At 45.5% G+C, this 20,019-nt stretch carries 16 protein-coding genes; 1 reads left to right on the top strand and 15 read right to left on the bottom strand.

Annotated features, from left to right (window positions below; all coding sequences use genetic code 11):
- Positions 1-336: 336 nt before the first annotated feature.
- Both secA and CXF86_RS06265 read right to left on the bottom strand, forming a co-directional pair.
- A complete protein-coding gene (gene secA, locus CXF86_RS06270; RefSeq protein ID WP_101089389.1) occupies positions 337-3,060 on the bottom strand; it encodes a preprotein translocase subunit SecA in 2,724 nt (907 codons plus the stop codon).
- 59 nt (positions 3,061-3,119) lie between these two features.
- Positions 3,120-4,019 (bottom strand): M23 family metallopeptidase, encoded by a 900-nt coding sequence (locus tag CXF86_RS06265; RefSeq protein ID WP_101089388.1) that lies wholly within the window; start codon positions 4,017-4,019, stop codon positions 3,120-3,122.
- 27 nt (positions 4,020-4,046) lie between these two features.
- Between CXF86_RS06265 and CXF86_RS06260 the strand changes: the two genes are divergently transcribed.
- Complete coding sequence (locus tag CXF86_RS06260) at positions 4,047-4,499, top strand: DUF721 domain-containing protein (RefSeq protein WP_101089387.1); 453 nt, start codon at positions 4,047-4,049, stop codon at positions 4,497-4,499.
- Between the two features lie 7 nt (positions 4,500-4,506).
- Here CXF86_RS06260 and lpxC read toward each other — a convergent pair whose 3' ends face one another.
- From lpxC to ftsL, 13 genes are all read right to left on the bottom strand, one after another.
- Positions 4,507-5,427 carry a UDP-3-O-acyl-N-acetylglucosamine deacetylase gene (gene lpxC / locus CXF86_RS06255; RefSeq protein WP_101089386.1) on the bottom strand — a complete coding sequence of 307 codons (921 nt, stop codon included), beginning with the start codon at positions 5,425-5,427 and terminating at the stop codon, positions 4,507-4,509.
- 176 nt (positions 5,428-5,603) lie between these two features.
- On the bottom strand, positions 5,604-6,776 hold the full coding sequence (gene ftsZ, locus CXF86_RS06250; RefSeq protein ID WP_101089385.1) for a cell division protein FtsZ: 1,173 nt from the start codon (positions 6,774-6,776) through the stop codon (positions 5,604-5,606).
- Positions 6,777-6,807: 31 nt separating this feature from the next.
- A complete protein-coding gene (gene ftsA, locus CXF86_RS06245) occupies positions 6,808-8,043 on the bottom strand; it encodes a cell division protein FtsA (protein WP_101089384.1) in 1,236 nt (411 codons plus the stop codon).
- Positions 8,044-8,046: 3 nt separating this feature from the next.
- Positions 8,047-8,811, bottom strand: a complete 765-nt coding sequence (locus CXF86_RS06240; protein ID WP_102038616.1) for a cell division protein FtsQ/DivIB — start codon at positions 8,809-8,811, stop codon at positions 8,047-8,049.
- 105 nt (positions 8,812-8,916) lie between these two features.
- Complete coding sequence (murC, locus tag CXF86_RS06235; protein WP_101089382.1) at positions 8,917-10,386, bottom strand: UDP-N-acetylmuramate--L-alanine ligase; 1,470 nt, start codon at positions 10,384-10,386, stop codon at positions 8,917-8,919.
- Between the two features lies 1 nt (position 10,387).
- Positions 10,388-11,485: an undecaprenyldiphospho-muramoylpentapeptide beta-N-acetylglucosaminyltransferase gene (murG, locus tag CXF86_RS06230; RefSeq protein WP_101089381.1), complete on the bottom strand. Its 1,098-nt coding sequence runs from the start codon at positions 11,483-11,485 to the stop codon at positions 10,388-10,390.
- Between the two features lie 11 nt (positions 11,486-11,496).
- Positions 11,497-12,714 (bottom strand): cell division protein FtsW, encoded by a 1,218-nt coding sequence (ftsW, locus tag CXF86_RS06225; protein ID WP_101089380.1) that lies wholly within the window; start codon positions 12,712-12,714, stop codon positions 11,497-11,499.
- On the bottom strand, positions 12,707-14,023 hold the full coding sequence (gene murD, locus CXF86_RS06220; protein WP_102038615.1) for a UDP-N-acetylmuramoyl-L-alanine--D-glutamate ligase: 1,317 nt from the start codon (positions 14,021-14,023) through the stop codon (positions 12,707-12,709). The genes ftsW and murD overlap by 8 nt, the downstream gene beginning before the upstream one ends.
- Positions 14,024-14,037: 14 nt before the next feature.
- Positions 14,038-15,120, bottom strand: a complete 1,083-nt coding sequence (gene mraY / locus CXF86_RS06215) for a phospho-N-acetylmuramoyl-pentapeptide-transferase (protein ID WP_102038614.1) — start codon at positions 15,118-15,120, stop codon at positions 14,038-14,040.
- Positions 15,120-16,487, bottom strand: a complete 1,368-nt coding sequence (gene murF / locus CXF86_RS06210) for a UDP-N-acetylmuramoyl-tripeptide--D-alanyl-D-alanine ligase (RefSeq protein ID WP_102038613.1) — start codon at positions 16,485-16,487, stop codon at positions 15,120-15,122. The genes mraY and murF overlap by 1 nt, the downstream gene beginning before the upstream one ends.
- Positions 16,484-17,965, bottom strand: coding sequence for a UDP-N-acetylmuramoyl-L-alanyl-D-glutamate--2,6-diaminopimelate ligase (gene murE, locus CXF86_RS06205; RefSeq protein ID WP_257985303.1), 1,482 nt, complete (start codon positions 17,963-17,965; stop codon positions 16,484-16,486). The genes murF and murE overlap by 4 nt, the downstream gene beginning before the upstream one ends.
- Entirely contained in the window at positions 17,965-19,701 is a 1,737-nt protein-coding gene (locus tag CXF86_RS06200; RefSeq protein ID WP_101089375.1) for a peptidoglycan D,D-transpeptidase FtsI family protein, read from the bottom strand. The genes murE and CXF86_RS06200 overlap by 1 nt, the downstream gene beginning before the upstream one ends.
- Complete coding sequence (ftsL, locus tag CXF86_RS06195; protein ID WP_101089374.1) at positions 19,698-20,012, bottom strand: cell division protein FtsL; 315 nt, start codon at positions 20,010-20,012, stop codon at positions 19,698-19,700. The genes CXF86_RS06200 and ftsL overlap by 4 nt, the downstream gene beginning before the upstream one ends.
- Between the last annotated feature and the right edge of the window lie 7 nt (positions 20,013-20,019).

Genomic DNA, 20,019 nt, shown 5'->3' with positions numbered 1-20,019 from the left:
AGAAAAAACGTCCTTTCTTCAATGTTTTTACTTAACCACACTTTAGCCACTACTTACCCTCAGAGTTATCCACAGATCTTTACTTAAGCGTTTGTTTTACATACAACACCGTGGATTTAATTTGGATCTAAGCTCAAGTGCTACATTGATAAATATGCTATTTAAGTATATTTGTGTCTATCTGCCACATTCAATCGCAATACAAACACTATATTGTCATGCCTTTAGCGAATACGAGCACATTGCGGTAATGACACTCATAAAACCTTAAAAAATGACAACAAAAAAGGGTGACTTCTCAGTCACCCTTTTAATTATTTCATGAAGCGAGTGCTTTTAGCTCAATTTACCGTGGCACTGTTTGTACTTCTTACCAGAACCACAAGGGCAAGGATCATTTCGGCCCACTTTCTCACCGTCACGCACTTGCGGCTGTGTAGCCACTAGTGCTGCACTTTCTTCTCCACCGACTAAAGCTTCAGCTTCTGCGTGCTGATAGTCACGACGGATCTTTGCATCTTCTTGACGACGACGCTCTTCCATCTCTTCAACATCGGACTGCGCTTGTACCTGTACTTTAGACAAGACACTGATCACGTCGTGTTTAAGTGATTCGAGCATTTGCTGGAATAATTCAAATGACTCACGCTTATACTCTTGCTTAGGATTCTTTTGTGCGTATCCGCGCAAGTGGATACCTTGACGTAGATGATCCATGGCAGAAAGGTGTTCTTTCCATAGTCCATCTAAGGTTTGTAACATGACTGCTTTTTCAAATTGACGCAGTACTGACTCACCGACCATCTCTTCTTTTGCTTTGTATGCGTTAATCCATGTTTCAACAATACGTTCGCGTAATGTCTCTTCATGCAGTTCATCTTCTTTATCTAACCACTCTTGAACAGGCAAGCTCATTGAATACTCTTGCTGCAAGCGTTGCTCTAAACCTGGTACATCCCATAACTCTTCTACTGATTGAGGCGGAATGTATTGATCCATTAACTCTTGAATGACGTCAGTTTGAATATTGGTAATAGTGTCTTTAATGCTTTCAGCATCCATTAGCTCATTACGCTGAGCATAGACAACCTGACGTTGATCATTAGCAACATCATCAAACTCTAGCAATTGCTTACGAATATCAAAGTTACGGGCTTCTACTTTACGCTGTGCGTTTTCAATAGCACGAGATACCCATGGGTGCTCAATGGCCTCACCTTCTTCCATACCCAGCTTCTTCATCATTGAAGAAACACGGTCAGAAGCAAAGATACGCATCAAGCTATCTTCCATAGATAGATAGAAACGAGATGAACCTGCATCACCTTGACGACCAGAACGGCCACGTAGCTGATTATCGATACGGCGAGATTCGTGACGTTCTGTCCCTAGAATATGTAAACCACCGGCATCAACAACTTCATCATGACGAATTTGCCAATCTGCTTTGATGGTAACTCTCTGCTCGCTAGTCGGATTCGCAATGGCGTCAATTTCCATATTCCAGTTACCGCCTAACACGATATCGGTACCACGACCGGCCATGTTAGTCGCAACGGTTACAGCGCCAAGACGACCAGCTTGAGCCACAATGTCAGCTTCACGTTCATGGAACTTAGCGTTCAAGATCTCATGTGGGATCTTTTGCTTCTTCAATAAACTGTGCAGTAATTCTGATTGCTCAATTGATACCGTACCTACCAACACTGGTTGCCCACGCTCACGGCAACCAATGATGTCTTTAACAATAGCGGCATACTTTTCATCAGCTGTAAGGTAAACCAAATCTGGATTATCAATACGTACCATAGGGCGGTTAGTTGGGACGACTACAGTATCGAGTCCATAAATATGTTGGAATTCGAATGCTTCTGTATCGGCTGTGCCCGTCATACCGGCAAGCTTTTTATATTGACGGAAGAAGTTCTGGAAAGTAATTGATGCTAAAGTTTGGTTTTCATTTTGAATATGAACACCCTCTTTAGCTTCTACTGCTTGATGTAAACCTTCAGACCAACGACGACCTGGCATAGTACGGCCAGTATGTTCATCAACAATAATGACTTCATTGTCTTGAACAATGTAATCAACATCTTTTTCAAATAAGGTATGAGCACGTAGCGCTGCAGTCACATGGTGCAGTAACGAGATGTTAGCGGCAGAATATAATGAGTCGCCTTCAGCTAACATGCCACGCTCAGTCAACAAGACTTCGACCTTTTCTTGGCCGCGTTCTGTCATATGAACTTGTTTGGCTTTTTCATCAATGGAGTAATCGCCTTCACCAATCTCATCTTCAGTGTCTTCTTTTTCTTGCTGAATGAGGTTTGGAATAAGGGTGTTAATCTTGGTGTAAAGCTCTGAGCTATCTTCAGCTGCACCGGAAATAATAAGCGGTGTACGCGCTTCATCGATTAGGATTGAATCGACTTCATCGATAAGGGCGTAATGCAAGGGACGCTGCACTCGCTCTGCTGGCGAGAAAGCCATGTTGTCACGAAGATAATCAAAGCCGAACTCGTTATTGGTTCCGTAGGTAATGTCAGCGTCGTAGGCAGCTTTCTTCTCTACCTGACCAAGACCCGCTACATTAATACCAACAGTTAAACCAAGAAACTCAAAAAGAGGACGGTTATTGTCGGCATCACGTCCAGCTAGATAATCGTTCACGGTAATGACGTGAACACCTTTGCCCGTTAAACCATTGAGGTATGCTGGCAAGGTTGCTGTTAACGTTTTACCTTCACCGGTACGCATCTCTGCAATACGGTTACTGTCTAGGATCATGCCACCAATCATCTGCACATCGAAATGACGCATTTCGAATACACGCTTTGATGCTTCACGGACAGTAGCGAACGCTTCAGGTAAAACAGAATCTAATGTTTCACCTGCATTGAGTCGTTCACGAAAAAGGGTTGTTTTTGCTTTTAAATCTTCATCGGATAACTGCGCGTACTCTTCCTCAAAACCATTAATTTTATTAACGACTTTTCCGAAAACTTTAAGTGTACGATCGTTGCGACTACCAAATACTTTTGTCAGTAATTTACCAAACATCTGAACCACTTCTATGTTGTTGGCCAAGTCCCTTTAAGAGCCTGAAAGCCTAATTTAGATTAACCTGCCTTGCGGTAGACATATTTTTGCGGATCGATCTGCTGTCCACCGCGTAACACTTCATAGTGCACATGAGGCCCGGTTGAGCGCCCAGTACTTCCCATAACAGCGATTTTATCGCCCTTCGCGACCACGTCACCTACAGTTACTGACAAAGCTTTATTGTGACCATAACGAGTTCGTAGACCATTACCATGATCAATTTCAACGAGCTCACCATAACCAAACATTTTGTCCGCCCACATAACAACTCCACCTGCAGTAGCTATTACATCGACGCCCTCTTCTCCAGCAAAGTCGATGCCTTTATGCATCGTTCGTTTACCGTTAAAAGGATCATTTCGTAAACCATAGGACGAGGATAACCACCCTTTTTCAATTGGTCGCCCAGATATAAAACGTTCTCTATCTATATGGTGATTAGATGCTACCGTTTCAAGTAGTGAGAGCTGAACATTATTATTATCCATTCGTGATACCAGCGCATCCATATCGGCAATGAGCTGATCGAGTTCGATGTTAGTACCTAATTCACTGATACCACCAACACCGACTTCTGAAGAGAAATCAAATTGATCTTCTAATTGATTGTTTAAAGCAACCTGCTGACCCAACGCTTCTAAACGACTGAGCTTAGCTTGCATACGCGCAACGTGGGTGACTAACATCGACAATTGAGTTTCAGTTGCACTCTTTAAAGAGTTCAACTCGCTTTTTTGCCCTTCACGAGCTAAGCGTTCATTATCAGTATTAGTCTGTTGCTGTATAAGCTGTTTGGCATTGTGTTGATAAAGACCTGTACCTGCTGCAATGAGCAAGATAGGTAGAAGCAACCAACGCTTTCCCGGTTGCCAGCGTGTGGCACCGTTTCGACCTTGAATAAAAACTGTTACACTCATAGCCTAATTAAGCCATTTTATTATCATATGAAAAAGCCCCCACAAGATCTCAGTCAATTACTGCATCAGCAAGGGAACATGCCCAACTTAGCTGAAAAAGCAGAACTGCTATTACACTTAGATCACTACGTAAAAAAAGTGCTAACTGGCCCAGTGATAGAGCAGCTAAAAGTTGCCAATCTACGCCAAGGTATCTTGGTGATTGAAACAACGACGGCTGCTTGGGCTGCAAGAATTAACTTCCAAAAACCCAAGATACTGCAAATGCTGCAAGCCGAAACGCTACCCATGCTTACCGCTATCGAGGTCAAAGTCAACCCAAGCTTGTTAATGTATGCAACAAAACCCAAACTAGCTCACAACCACATAAGTGAAAATGCGGCGGCTCACATTGAAGCGTTAGCTGAACATGCCGAAGGCACTCTGGCGGTAAAACTAAAACGGCTGGCTGCATTAGCCAGCCGTCCAAGGCAATCTTAATTCATAATTAAGCGAACACGGCACCCGAAGGTACTGAGAAGCTTACTGGGGCGTCAGCTTCTTTTTCGAAACTAACGATTTCCCAGGCGTCTTGCTGGGCAAGCATTGCACGCACTAACTGGTTGTTTAAGGCATGTCCTGTCTTGTATGCACAGAACTCGCCAACTATAGCGTGACCCGCCACATACAGGTCACCAAATGCATCAAGAATTTTGTGCTTAACGAACTCATCCTCATAACGCAGGCCATCGGGGTTGAGAACTCGATATTCGTCAAGTACAACAGCATTTTCCATACTGCCACCAAGCGCTAGATTATTAGCCCTTAAATATTCAATGTCTCGCATAAAACCGAAGGTTCTCGCTCGACTGATATCTTTAATGAAAGCAGATGATGAAAAATCCATTACCATGTGTTGTTGACTGCGGGCTATTTCTGGATGATCAAAATCAATTTCGAAATCAACTCTAAAACCTTTAAACGGTTTTAGCTCAGCCCACTTATCACCATCTTCAACACGAATTGGTTTGGTGATCTTGATGTATTTCTTAGCCGCGGCTTGTTCTTGAATACCTACCGATTGCAGCAGGAATACAAAAGGACTCGCGCTGCCATCCATAATGGGGATTTCAGGCGCATCAACTTCAATGATAGCGTTATCAATACCCAAGCCGGCAAGTGCCGCAAAAAGATGCTCAATAGTCGATATACGAACACCATCGTCATTTACCAATGCAGTACACATTGTTGTTTCACGAACTTGATCGGCTACAGCTGGAATTTCAACTGCAGGCGACAGATCCGTACGAACAAGAATAATGCCGGTATTGACTGGTGCGGGTTTAACGATCAAAGTCACCTTGTTGCCGGAATGCAATCCAACACCAGTAGTTTTAACTATTTCTTTGACTGTTCTTTGAAAAATCATGTGTTTACCCGTTTATTCGCTCAACAAAAAAGCACACCCTGCACACTAATTAACCGTGTATGGCGTTGCTGGACGCATATCTTAGCATATCTTAGCGAGTTCACCAAAAATGAGCCCGCTTTAAGACAATACATTAGTATTACCTCACATTACTTAACATGCTATTAACATAGATTTTAATCTGCTTGCTTACGCAAAAATGCAGGAATGTCTAAGTAATCAAGGTCGTTCTTTTTCTCTGCTACTGGAGCGACAGCTGGCTGAGTTACTGCCGCGGTATTACCGTGCGATAACGTAGCCGAAATAGGATCTTCTGCAGCAAATGTTTCCACTGGCACAATAGGCTCTGGGCGTGAAACAGGCTTAGTGACTAACTGGATATCCGCCTTTTTCTCAGCACCGATACCTGTAGCGACAACCGTTACACGTAATTCATCTGACATTTCAGGATCAATAACTGCACCCACGACAACAGTGGCATTATCTGAAGCATAAGCTTTTACATGGTTACCCACGGTTTCAAACTCTTCAATGCTCATATCCATACCAGCCGTGATATTAACCAGTACGCCACGTGCACCCGCTAGATCGATATCTTCTAGTAATGGGCTTGCGACTGCAGCTTCAGCAGCTTCTTCTGCACGATCTTCACCACTTGCAACGCCTGTACCCATCATGGCGTTACCCATTTCTGACATAACCGTTTTCACATCGGCGAAATCGACGTTAATCAGACCTGGACGAGTAATTAACTCAGCAATACCTTGAACAGCGCCCAGCAGTACATTGTTAGCCGCTGCAAAAGCATCAAGTAAAGAGGTGCCACGACCCAGTACTTTAAGTAGTTTCTCGTTTGGAATAGTAATCAACGAGTCCACATTCTTAGCTAGTTGCTCAATACCCTGTTCAGCGTAGGTCATACGCTTTTTCCCTTCAAATGGGAAAGGTTTGGTGACAACGGCTACCGTTAAGATCCCCTCTTCACGAGCGACCTCAGCAACCACTGGCGCAGCACCTGTACCCGTACCACCACCCATACCCGCTGCAATAAAGATCATGTCAGATCCCTTAATTGCATTACGAATACTTTCTCTGTCTTCTTCAGCTGCTAAACGACCTATTTCAGGGTTAGCGCCAGCGCCTAGCCCCTTAGTCACATCGCGGCCTAGCTGAATAGTGGTGCCTGCAGATGACTTACGTAATGCTTGCGCATCCGTATTAGTCGCTACAAATTCAACACCTTCAATATTGTGCTTAACCATATGCTCGATAGCATTACCGCCACCGCCACCAACACCGATGACCTTAATCACCGCTTCATCTGTATGACTATCCATGATCTCAAACATGGTGTTTTCTCCGTTTGCCTGCGTTGCTAAATTAAAATTCGCCTTTAAACCAACTTTGGACCCGATTCCAAAGACTGGTTACCCCTTGTCGCTCAGGACGCTCGAACTGACGTTCAATTACTCTGCGCGCTCCATAATGAAGCAACCCGACTCCAGTAGAGTAAATAGGCTGATCCACATATTCATATAATCCTTTTACTGGCAACGGTTGTGCCATTCGAACTGGCATACCAAATGTTGCTTCCGCAATATCAACCGCCCCTTCTATCGAAGCGGTTCCGCCAGTGAGCACGATGCCCGCTGCAACTTGATCTTCAAGTCCACAATCTCGCAATTGCTTTAAAATCAATTCAAATAGTTCTTGGTATCTTGGCTCAACCACTTCAGCAAGTGTATGGCGCGACATACTACGTGATGGCCGTCCACCCACTGAAGGGACTTCGATACTGTCTTCGCGACTGACCATAGAGCTACGCGCACTCGCATGTTGCACTTTGATCTGCTCTGCATGCGATAATGGCGTTCTAAAAATTTTGGCGATGTCGTTAGTCACTTGATTACCCGCTACTGGTACCACTGCGCAATGACGCAATGCTCCATTGGTATAAACCGCTATATCTGTGGTACCACCACCGATATCAACCAAACAAACACCCAAATCTTTTTCGTCGTCAGTCAACACTGAGTCTGCTGAAGCGATGGCAGAAAACACTAAGTCATCGACTTTTAGTCCGCAACGTTCAACGCTCTTAGTAATATTCTTTGCCATATCATTCGCACACGTAACGATATGCACTTTGGCTTCCATACGCATGCCTGACATGCCTATAGGGCTCTTAATTCCATCTTGGACATCAATAGCATATTCTTGCGGTAACACGTGCAATATACGTCTTTCCGTCGGGATCTTTACTGAGCGTGCCGTATGAATAACGTTATCGACATCTTCTTGTGTCACTTCTTCATCGTTAATCGATACCATGCCATTTTCGTTCTGGCATTCGATATGCTTGCCTGAAATGCTCAGGTAAACAGAAGAGACTTGGCAATCTGCCATTAATTCCGCTTGATCAAGTGCTCGTTGCACACTGCGTACAATAGAATCGAGATCGTTTACACCGCCTTTATCCATGCCGCGCGACGGATGGTTGCCTAGGCCGACAATACTGATCTCGCCATCAGGCAATACTTCGCCAATGATCACAGCAACTTTCGAAGTCCCTATGTCCAAAGCAACGATCAGATTTCTATCTAGATTCTTAGTCATTAATTAACGGCTCTCTGTTTGTGCATCATCCCAATCTACGGCCAATCCAGTGTCGTAGCGCAAATCCACCACCCCTACTTTTTTATCTTGCGCTGCAAGCTTGGGGTAGACATGAATAAATCGTTGTATCCTTGCCATACTATCTTCACGGCCAAGCTCAAGCTTGATTCCGTTGTTTAATTCTGCATGCCATGCATGCCTTGCACTTAAGCTCAAACTCTGCAAAACAAATCCATTTATGGTTAACAACTCTCCCAGCTGCTGGTAGGTTGTTAACACTGATTTACCTTGATTCTCTGGTCCGGTAAGCGACGGTAAATTAGGTATTCCCTCCTTCACTGGCGCGTCAAATACATCACCATAGGTATTGAGCCAAGCATCGCCGTTCCATTGAGCAACCGGTGTCTGTTCGACTAAATACACTTTTAACTTTGCTGGCCACTCTCGCCTAACCGATGCTCGATAAACCCATGGCAGATCTTCCAATGCTTGTTGCACTGCATTTATGTCTGCAGAGAAAAAACTTCTTTGCATTAAATCTTGTAGCGCCACTTGAATCTCTTCATCTGCGGTATAACGTCGCTCGCCTTTAATCGCAACAGCTTCTATCGGCAACGCATCAGCATCATTCAATACCGCATTGAGCTTAAAGGCCGCAGCTGAAAGCCCGATTAAAACACACAATAAAAACACTAACCCAAAGCATAAATACCAGTCCGCTTTTAACAGCAAAATCCGAACACGTTGGCCTTTATCGCTCCAAGACATCTTCACGCCCTCTTTTGAAGTCGCGAAGACAGAAAACCGGCCATTATATAGACCTTATTCCGATCGTCAAAATTTACAGCGTAACTCACTGAATATCTTTCTAAGTTACCCATTTTTATCTTCAGCATGTTTTGAGTCAAAGCCCAAATTTGACTGTGCCAAATTTCGCGATAACAAGCCAATGTTACCCGCCCCTTGAGTGAGAAGGAGATCACCGTGTTGAAGTAGTTCCGGCAACACGGTTTGCAGCTGCTCGGCACTGGCAACAAAAACAGGTTCGAGCTGACCACGAACGCGGATAGAGCGACATAATGCCCGACTATCCGCTCCCGGTATAGGCGCTTCGCCAGCGGCATAAACATCAAGCAATAACAAGCAATCAACTTGAGACAGTACTTCAACAAAGTCTTCGTAAAGATCGCGAGTGCGGCTGTAACGGTGCGGCTGATAGATCATCACCAATCTTCGTTCAGGCCATCCCTGTCTAGCCGCTTTAATAGTGGCTGCTACCTCACTAGGATGATGACCATAATCATCAACCAGTTTGATCTCACCTTTACGGGTTTCAAAATCTCCAACTTGCTGGAAACGGCGGCCAATCCCTTGGAACTCAGCCAATGCTTTAATGATTGCTTCGTCTTCAATGTCATCTTCACTTGCTACCGCAATTGCCGCTAATGCATTGAGCACATTGTGCTCACCCGGCAGGTTGACAGACAATTGCAGATCTTCAACGCCATTACGCTTAACGGTAAATTGGCTGCTATAACCAGTTTGCGAGAAGTCAGTGGCTTGTACATCAGCCTCTTCACTAAAACCATAAGTGACTATTTTTCTGCTAAAGCGTGGCAATAACTCACGTACGATAGGGTCATCGATACAAACAACCGCGACACCATAAAAGGGAAGGTTATGAATGAAGTCGACAAATGTCGTCTTTAACTTCTCAATATCGCCGCCATAGGTATCCATATGGTCGGCTTCAATGTTGGTCACTACGCTGACCATAGGTTGCAGGTGTAAAAAGCTCGCATCGCTTTCATCAGCTTCAGCGATTAAATAACGACTATGACCTAGACGAGCATTAGTGCCCGCACTATTCAACAAGCCACCGATGACAAAAGTTGGATCGCGATCAGCCTCAGCGTATACACTGGCGATTAAACTGGTGGTAGTCGTTTTACCATGGGTTCCAGCTACCGCAACGCCGTGACGATAACGCATCAACTCAGCAAGCATTTCAGCACGCTGTACTACCGGTATGCGCAATTCTTTGGCAGCAATGAGTTCTGGGTTATCTGCACTAATTGCGGTTGAAACCACCACAACGTCCACATCTTTAACTTGACTGGCATCGTGGCCAATATGAATAACTACACCTAACTGTGTTAGCCGCTGTGTGACCGCATTTTCAGCAATGTCCGAGCCACTTAACTTGTATCCTTCGTTAACAAGCACTTCCGCTATGCCACCCATACCCGCACCACCTATTCCAACAAAATAGATATGCTTGACCCTACGCATTTCAGGGATCATGGTTCTTAGCTGCGAATACTTCTCTGCTTTGTTACTCATCTCAACCCTTTTCCGCTAATTTAATACAGACGTCGGCGACTCTTTTTGTTGCATCGAGTACTGCCACATCTCGGGCGCGCTCGCCCATCTTGCATAACTCTTTTCTATCTGAGGCCAGCATCGACAGCTTGGTGATCAATTTACTGCTATCAACCACTGGCTGAGGTAGCAAAAACGCCGCTCCAGCCTCAACTAATACTTGGGCATTCTTAGTTTGGTGATCGTCCACCGCGTGCGGGTAAGGGACGAGCAAACTGGGTAGTCCAACAGCCGCTAATTCTGAAACTGTCAGTGCACCAGAGCGACAAACGACAACATCAGCCCAACGATATGCTGATTCCATATCGTCAATAAACTCAGCCACTTTAACGCTGCCATCTTGTCCTAAATGCTGATATTCACTTTTCACCGACGCCAAATTATTGCGTCCTACTTGATGCCATACTGTCATAGAGTGGGTTTTACTCACTCCCTCAAGGACACTTGGCATCACATCATTAAATATTTTTGCACCTAGGCTACCGCCAACCACTAAGACTTTAAGTGCATCTTCTTCGCATGCAGTATCCCTATTGCCGCCAAGAGCGATTAGCTCTTTACGGATAGGATTACCCACGGTTTCAGCGGTGACATCGGTAAAGGTGTCAGGAAATGCACATAACACTTCATTTGCCACCTTGGATAACAACTTATTGGTCATTCCAGGAATCGCATTTTGCTCATGCAATACCAAAGGAATGCCAGATAGCTTGGCAGCAACACCACCTGGACCACTGGCAAAGCCGCCCATACCCATCACCACATCAGGCTTAAAGTCCTTTATCACTGAGCGAGCCTGCATAACCGAACGCAACACCTTAAAAGGCGCTGCTAACTTACGCAGTAAGCCGTTACCTCTAACACCTTTGATATCAATAAAATCAATATCAAAACCATGTTGAGGGACTAATCTTGCTTCCATTCTATCTGCCGTGCCTAACCAACGCACCTTCCAGCCTTGCTGGCTGAGATATTTAGCCACCGCGAGCGCCGGAAAGACATGGCCGCCAGTGCCACCTGCCATAATTAAAATGCGCTTATCTGATGCTTGGTCAGTCATTAATTTACTCATTATTTTGGACCTCGCCCTTCTACGGCTTGGGTCACGCTTAATCTTCTTTCGTAGTCAATTCGTATCAACATCATTGCCGCTGCAGTCATGACCCATAAACTACTACCGCCATAACTGATAAACGGCAAAGTTAATCCTTTGGTCGGTAACATACCGATGCTCGCACCGACATTCACCACAGTTTGGAAGCAGATCCAGATGCCTATACCGTAGGCAAGGTAACCATCAAATGCTCGCTCAAGCGCAAGGCACATGTTGCCTAACTTTATTGCTCTCAAAGCCACAAATAGCAGTACCGAAAGCACCACTATAATGCCAACAAATCCTAACTCTTCACCGATAACGGCAAAGATAAAATCGGTATGAGCCTCTGGTAAATACTCAAGTTTCTGAATACTGTTTCCTAGTCCCTGACCAAACCAGTCACCTCGGCCGTAGGCCATTAGTGACTGTGTTAACTGATAGCCGCTGCCAAATGGATCTTGCCAAGGGTCTAAAAAAGAGGTGACTCGGCGCATACGGTAAGGTTCTAATGCCACCAACGCTACGAACGCTAACACGCCGGTTAAAATCAACGCGAAAAAGTCCAGTAAACGTGCCCCCGCTAAAAACAACAACCCTACAGTGCCCACAAACAACACCACCACGGTGCCGAGATCTGGCTGCATCAAAATAAGAAATGCATACACGGCAAATACGGCTATCGGTTTATAAAACCCTTTAGCATTTTCTCTAATTTCTTGGTGACGTCTAACCAAGTAGCCCGCCATATATATTGCAAAAACAAACTTGGCGATCTCAGCAACCTGTATCCGAATAGGACCGATAGATAACCATCGAGTTGCGCCGTTTACCGTGGTGCCAACAAAGAGCACTGCAACTAGCATGATGCCAACAATCAGCAGTAGAAACGGGCTAAAGTTTTGCCAATGCCGCATCTCTACTTGTAGGACAACGCCAGCAATCACCATGCACCCCACTAAATAGGCGCTGTGGCGCCAAACAAAGTGAAATGGATTGCCCGTTAAACTCTGCGCTTCAGGCATCGAAGCCGACATCACCATCACAAACCCAAAGCAAATCAATGATAATATTGCAAACAGTAATGCGCGGTCATACAACTGCATTCCTGGCGCAGTTCTATCAGTAAATAAGCTTGATAGCGACCATTTGAAACGGTGACTAAACAGACTTAACTGCTTTTCATCGCTAGGCATTTAACTTGCCAACTTCAGCACGGAAATCATCACCACGCACCATAAAATTAGGGTACATATCTAAGCTCGCACATGCCGGTGACAGGATCACTATATCACCCGCTGTCGACACTTCATTCGCCAAAGCGACCGCTTCGGCCATCGTATTTACGGCCAATGCGCCCTCTTTTAAAGCCGCAATTTTGCCACCATCTTGCCCAAGAGTAATTAAAGTACTCACTTTTCCCAATGCCGTTGCAAGCGCTGAAAAATCAGCGCCTTTACCATCACCGCCAGCGATAAGAATTAATTCACCTAAATGTTCACTTAAACCGTCAATAGCTGCCACCGTGGCTCCGACATTAGTGGCTTTAGAGTCATTAACGTAGGTGACGCCAGCAATATCAGCAACCACTTCACAACGATGTGTGAGTCCATTAAATTGCTGGGCGACTTCAACAAGGTATTGACGTTCAATACCCGCCGCGGTCGCCAAAGCCATTGCTGCGATGAGATTGGCATGGTTATGACTGCCGACTAAGGCTACATCGCTAATGGCCATTATCTGGCTACTGCCATGCACTATTTGTCCCTCGACGACTCCCCAAGCATCCACTTCAGGAGCATCTAACCCAAAACTGTTTTGATTCATTGGGCTGTTCGGCAAGGTGAGCTGATCTTCTCGGTTAAATAACACACTCTTGCTTTGGTCATACAGATTCAACTTAGCTTGTCGATAAGACTCTAGATCACTATAGCGATCCATATGGTCTGCACTAATGTTCAAACAAGTCGCCGCGATACAATTAAGACTATGGGTTGTTTCAAGCTGAAAACTCGACAGTTCAAGCACGTATAGCTCTTTTGGCTCGAGTAGTAAATCCAATACTGGAATACCGATATTACCGCCCATCGCGTATGACCGTCCGGCAGCTGCTGCCATCTCACCCACTAAGGTGGTAACTGTCGATTTACCATTTGAACCTGTGATAGCAATGACACTAGCAGGGCTATTTGCTAACGCTCTAGCAAATAGCTCAATATCACCAATAACCTCAATACCCATATCAAATGCAGCACGAACCTCTGGCGTTTCAACCGAAATACCAGGGCTTATCACTATCTGGGAAGCCTGAACTAAATAACGGCAATCAAATCCGCCAGCAATCAACTCTACGCTAGGATAGGCAGCAGCCAGCTTGTCAGCCCCAGGAGGATTCATTCGACTGTCCATAACCAAGGGCGTTATCCCCTGCTCACACAAGTAGCGCACAACAGATAACCCTGTTGCACCCAACCCTAAAACGATGTGTGAATACTGCTGTGCCATGTTATATGTCCGTATTATCTAAGCTTCAATGTTGCAAGTCCTAGCAAAACTAGGAATAAGGAGATGATCCAAAAACGCACAATAACTCGTGGTTCGGGCCAACCTTTCAACTCATAATGGTGGTGTATAGGTGCCATGCGGAAAATACGCTGGCCCCTTAATTTGTATGATCCCACTTGCAAAATGACCGACACCGTCTCCATCACGAAAACACCGCCCATGATCACCAGTAGGATCTCTTGACGGACTAATACCGCGATTGCACCTAATGCCGCCCCAAGTGCTAAAGACCCAACATCGCCCATAAACACTTGTGCAGGGTAGGTGTTAAACCACAAGAATCCCAAGCCAGCACCCACGATAGCGGTACAGACAATGACCAATTCACCCGCCCCGGGCAGATAAGGTATATGCAAATAATTAGCGAATTGAACATGGCCAGAAAGATAAGCAATCAGTGCAAATGCAGCGGCAACCATCACTGTTGGCATAATAGCCAAACCGTCGAGTCCGTCAGTTAGATTCACCGCATTACTTGAACCGACAATAGTGAAATACACTAGCACGATAAAGAAGCCGCCAAGTTGAGGCATCACATCTTTAAAGAAAGGCACGACTAACTGGGTTTCACCCGCTAGATCAGCCGAAGCATAGAGGTAAACCGCAATAACAATGGCCGCCAGAGACTGCAGAAGGTACTTCCATCTTGCGATCAAGCCTTTAGTGTCTTTACGAACGACTTTGCGATAATCATCAATAAAACCAATGGTGCCAAAGCTTGCTAAAACAAACAGAACAACCCACACATAGCGACTACCCAAATCACCCCAAAGCAATACACTAATGAAGACACCTGCAAGAATAAGTAAGCCACCCATAGTCGGTGTACCACTCTTACTAAAGTGCGACTCTGGACCATCACTGCGTACGACTTGACCAATTTGCAATAACTGCAACCGCTTAATCATCTTTGGTCCCCACCAAAGACTAAACATTAATGCCGTCATCAAGCCAAGAATGGCTCTAAATGTGACATAAGAAAATACGTTAAACCCACTGTAAAATTGGGTTAAATACTCCGCCAGGTAAACCAGCATTAAACAAACTCCCCGCGACCAAAGGCCATTGTTAAAGCTTCAACTACACGTTCCATTCTCGCACTGCGAGAACCTTTGACTAATATGCTGATATCTCCAGGACGTTCATTAATATAAGTTATTAATTTTGCGACCAATTCCTTGATATCTTTATAGTGTGTAGCACCAAAAGCAACACTTGCACCTTCACTTAGCTCGCCAACACAAAACAGTGCATCAACACCTTTTGTTTTAGCTTCTTTACCTAGATCACGGTGCAAAAGGGCGGCATTGTCGCCTAATTCCCCTAAATCGCCCAGCACTAAACACCGATCCCCTTGAATTTTTTGCAGCCAGTCAATCGCAGCACCGACCGAAGCGGGGTTAGCATTATAACTATCATCAATAACAGTTACGCGGCCTAAGCTGGTTGGCAACATTCTACCTTTTACCGGTTTAAGTAAGCTTAACCCTTGGCAGATATTATTTAATGTCAGTCCCAACGCCAAACAGATACTTGTGGCCGCTAAAGCATTAAGCACTTGATGACGTCCTGCCAGCGGCAAAGCCACTGACTTATGTTGATCTGCATAGGAGATATTGAAGTGGTATCGACCCCCTTTATCAGCTTGTAATGCTGTTGCTTTAACCTTGGCGTCGGCATCAATCGCAAACGTCAGTTGCGCTAAATGCTTAGATGCTTCTAACATCACCGTCGCAAACGCATCATCAGCGTTGATAATCGCCGTGCCATCCGCAGCAACATGATTGAATATTTCTGCTTTGGCCTTAGCAACGCCAGCCAAAGAACCAAACCCCTCAAGATGTGCCGAAGCCACGTTATTAACCATCGCAACATTGGGCTTGACTAAGCTCGAGGTATAATCGATTTCACCAGCATGGTTGGCACCTAACTCAAACACACCAAATTGGTCTCCAACCTGCAAGCGTAATAGCGTCAGCGGCACGCCAATCTCATTATTAAAGTTACCCGCGGTATAAAGCACTTGATGCTGCTGAGACAGAATAGTCGCGACCATCTCTTTTACGCTGGTCTTGCCGTTTGAACCGGTCAACGCAACACAAATAGGCGCTAACCGTTGACGAACATACGCGCCAATCTCGCCCATTGCCCGCTGACTGTTTTCCACAATAATTTGCGACACCGCAATCGGCAATAAACGTTCAACCAATACCGCTTTTGCACCCAGTTCTACTGCTGATGCAACAAAATTATGCCCATCAAAATTATCACCTTTCAGTGCAACAAAAAGAGTTTTGTCACATACAACACGACTGTCGCTCGACACCTGTTCAACCGACAGGTCTTCACCGTGCAGTTTACCGCCGAGGTGCTGGGCTATTTCAGTCAGTGATAGCGTTATCATGCATTACCTTCCGCTATCGCTTGCGTAAAAGCTCGTTCGTCGTAATTCAATTTTTCACCATTAACTTCTTGATAGGTTTCATGTCCTTTGCCAGCGATTAACACCATGTCACCCGCTTTAGCCATCGCCACGACCTCTCTGATCGCTGTTTTTCGATTGACTTGTGATTGCGCTTTTTGCGGTTCAGTAAATCCGGAAAATACATTCGCGATAATTTCTTCTGGGTTTTCACTGCGAGCATTGTCACTGGTCACCATCACGTGGTCGGCAAACTGTTCAGCACTGCGAGCCATCATCGGACGCTTACCAGCATCACGATCACCGCCACAACCAAACAGACACCATAGCTGCCCTTTACAATGCACTCTTAATGCCTGTAAAGCGTGCTCAATGGCGTCGGGCGTATGTGCATAATCAACCACTAAGGTAACCTTATTGGTCGTCGTAAAACGCTCCATTCGTCCTGCAACGGGGGTCAGCATGGCGGCGGACTTAACAAGGGCAGCCATATCTGCACCAACAAGATATAGCGCGCCTAATGCAGCCACTAAATTAGACAAGTTAAAGTCGCCCAGTAATGGCGACACCAACGTAGCTTCACCTTCAGGCCAAACGAGGATGCATGACACACCGCCATCATGATATTGACAATGCTTGGCGTAGATATCCGCTTTGGTATCACCTTTGATGCTGAAAGCTAATGTTTTAGACGCTGGTGTTTTAGCGGAAGATGTTTGTGCTAACCATGACGCGCCAGTTGCGTCATCACAATTAATCAGCCCTGCGCGTAAAGAGCTAAAATGAAAAAGTCGCTGCTTGGCCGCTCCATAAGCCTCCATCGTGTGATGATAATCAAGATGATCACGACTCAAATTGGTAAATACTGCAACATCAAACGGTACCGCTTCGACGCGGCCCTGCACTAAGCCGTGACTCGACACCTCCATCGCACACGTATCGGCATGGCTAATTTCAAAATCTTGTAACTGCTTAATAAGAGTAATGGCATCCGCTGTGGTATTGCCACTGTCGACTAGCTTGCCCCACAAGCCATTGCCTAACGTCCCCATTACCGCAGCTTGCTTATGTTGAAGTTGCTGTAACTGAGCAATTAACTGGGTGACTGATGTTTTACCATTTGTCCCCGTCACACCGATAATTCGTGGGCGTTGACTCGACATTGGGTAAGCCTGCGCTGCGAGCGCCGACACTTGTCGATTAAGCTGGAAAAAAGCAATTTCCAGCCCCATCTCGGAGGTAATATTGCCATGTTCTTCGGGAGAATCGGTATGCACCAACACTGCCGCTGCGCCCTTGGCAAAAGCGGCCTTAATATACTGTCGTCCATCGACCTGATAACCAGGTACTGCAACAAATAGATCTCCCACTTTTAGCGCACGGCTATCAAGCGTTAAATCATTAAATACGTCTCTTCCGGAATAGTGAAACCAAGGAGCAAGGAGATCTCGAATTAACATTATTCTGCATTCCTAGATAAAGCTGCCAAACGAACTTTCTCGCGGCTAGAAATTGGTTCTACATTTAACATCTGCAGCGCAGCAGACATTACGGATGCAAAGACAGGAGCTGCGATATCACCGCCATAATAGCGGTCGCCTTTAGGCTCATTAACGATAACGGCAATGGCAAGTCTGGGATTATGTACTGGAGCTACTCCAGCAAAAATAGCCACATAATCCTCACCATAGCCTCCGGCAACGGCTTTACGGGCAGTCCCCGTTTTACCTGCAACGGGATAACCTTCAATATGCGCTTTACGTGCCGTGCCGCCTTTCTCCGTTACGCCTACGAGCATCTCCATCACGCTCTGCGCGACTTCAGCGGATATCACTTGAGTACCTTCAGGTTTTTGCTTGAGTTTTAAGATTGAAACAGGATAAAGCACACCTTTACTGCCGAGAGTCGCGTACATTCTGGCGAGCTGTAAAGGGGTCGCCATTAAGCCATAGCCAAATGATAACGTCGCCCGCCCAAACTCTGACCAACGCCTACGGTCATGGATAAGACCCGCGCTTTCGCCTTCGAGGTTAATCCCCGAGTAGTTACCCAAGCCCATTGTTTGCAGAGAACCTAATAACTCTTGTACTGGCATTGATAAGGCTATTTTGCTCATACCAACATTACTGGAGTGAACAAGGATGCCGCTAAGAGAAAGATCACCATAATTACGCCCATCACGCACTATCTTGCCACCGATGCGTATACGACCTGGACTGGTTTTTATAATGTCGTCCTGTTTGATATAGCCTGCATCAAGTGCTGCAGCCACTACAAAAGGTTTAATGGTTGAACCAGGTTCATAGGCATCCGTTAAGGCGCGGTTGCGCATCCGATAGCTCTGTAAGTTCTCTCGAGAATTGGGGTTATAAGATGGCGTGTTGGCCATCGCTAGCACTTCGCCAGTATTCACATCTAGCACCACAATCGATGCTGAGGTGGCTTGATTAACTTCAGTGGCTTTTTTTATCTCTCGATATGCTAATTGTTGAATTCGCTGATCGATACTTAATACAAGATCATTCGGGCTTTCACCCTCTTGCACCATATCCAAACGCTCAACCACGTGGCCATCGCGAGATTTACGCACTTTCTGTTTACTCGGCGTCCCCGTTAACCAATCGTTGTAAGTATTTTCAATACCTTCGATACCAAGATCATCAATATTGGTAATACCCACTAACTGTGCCGATATTTCGCTAGTTGGATAATAGCGACGCGATTCGGGCTTAAGATAGATTCCGGGCAGTTTGAGTTTTTTGATATAGTCAGCAACCGCGGGGGTGACTTGGCGTTTCAAATAGGTAAAGCGTTTACGCGGATTAGCTTGTACACGTTTGAGGATCTTATCTTTTGGCTCGTGCAGCACGTCAGCTAATGCCTGCCAGCGGCGCATATCAACGAAGCCATTTTCATCATGCACCACTTTAGGATCGGCATAAACCGCCTTAACGGGTACGCTGACCGCTAACATTTCACCATTACGATCGGTGATCAAGCCACGCTGTACTTCGCGGCTCGTTGTTCTTAACGTACGCATATCACTTTCATGACGCAGCTTTTCCGGCTCAATGATCTGAATATAAGCCGCTCGCCCAATAAGACTGCTAAATAACAAGCAAACAAACGCCACAACAACGTATAAACGCCATTGAATTAACTTTGGTTTCTGTTTGCGCTTTGCTTGTTTATTCATCGCACTCTTACTACTACCTCTTCTTTAGGTAATGGCCGCCTCATATTGAGCTCTTTGGTCGCCATCCGAGTTACCCTGCTATGTTCTGAGCGAGACTGCTCTTCAAGTAGCAGGTTTCGCCATTCAATATCTAATCGGTCTCGCTCTTGTAACAACAGCTCCCACTGACTAATGTATTGCCGACCTTCGTAACTGGTATACACCACAGCAATAGCATTAAGCATCACCAATAGTGCGACCACCATGACCCATTTGTGGTGCCACAAATCGAGCAGTACAATACGGGGCAGATTAAGCTGCGATTTACTCACCGTAGTC

The organism is Shewanella sp. GutCb (assembly GCF_002836135.1).
Taxonomy (GTDB): Bacteria; Pseudomonadota; Gammaproteobacteria; order Enterobacterales; family Shewanellaceae; genus Shewanella.
This window is presented reverse-complemented; position numbering and strand designations above follow the sequence as displayed.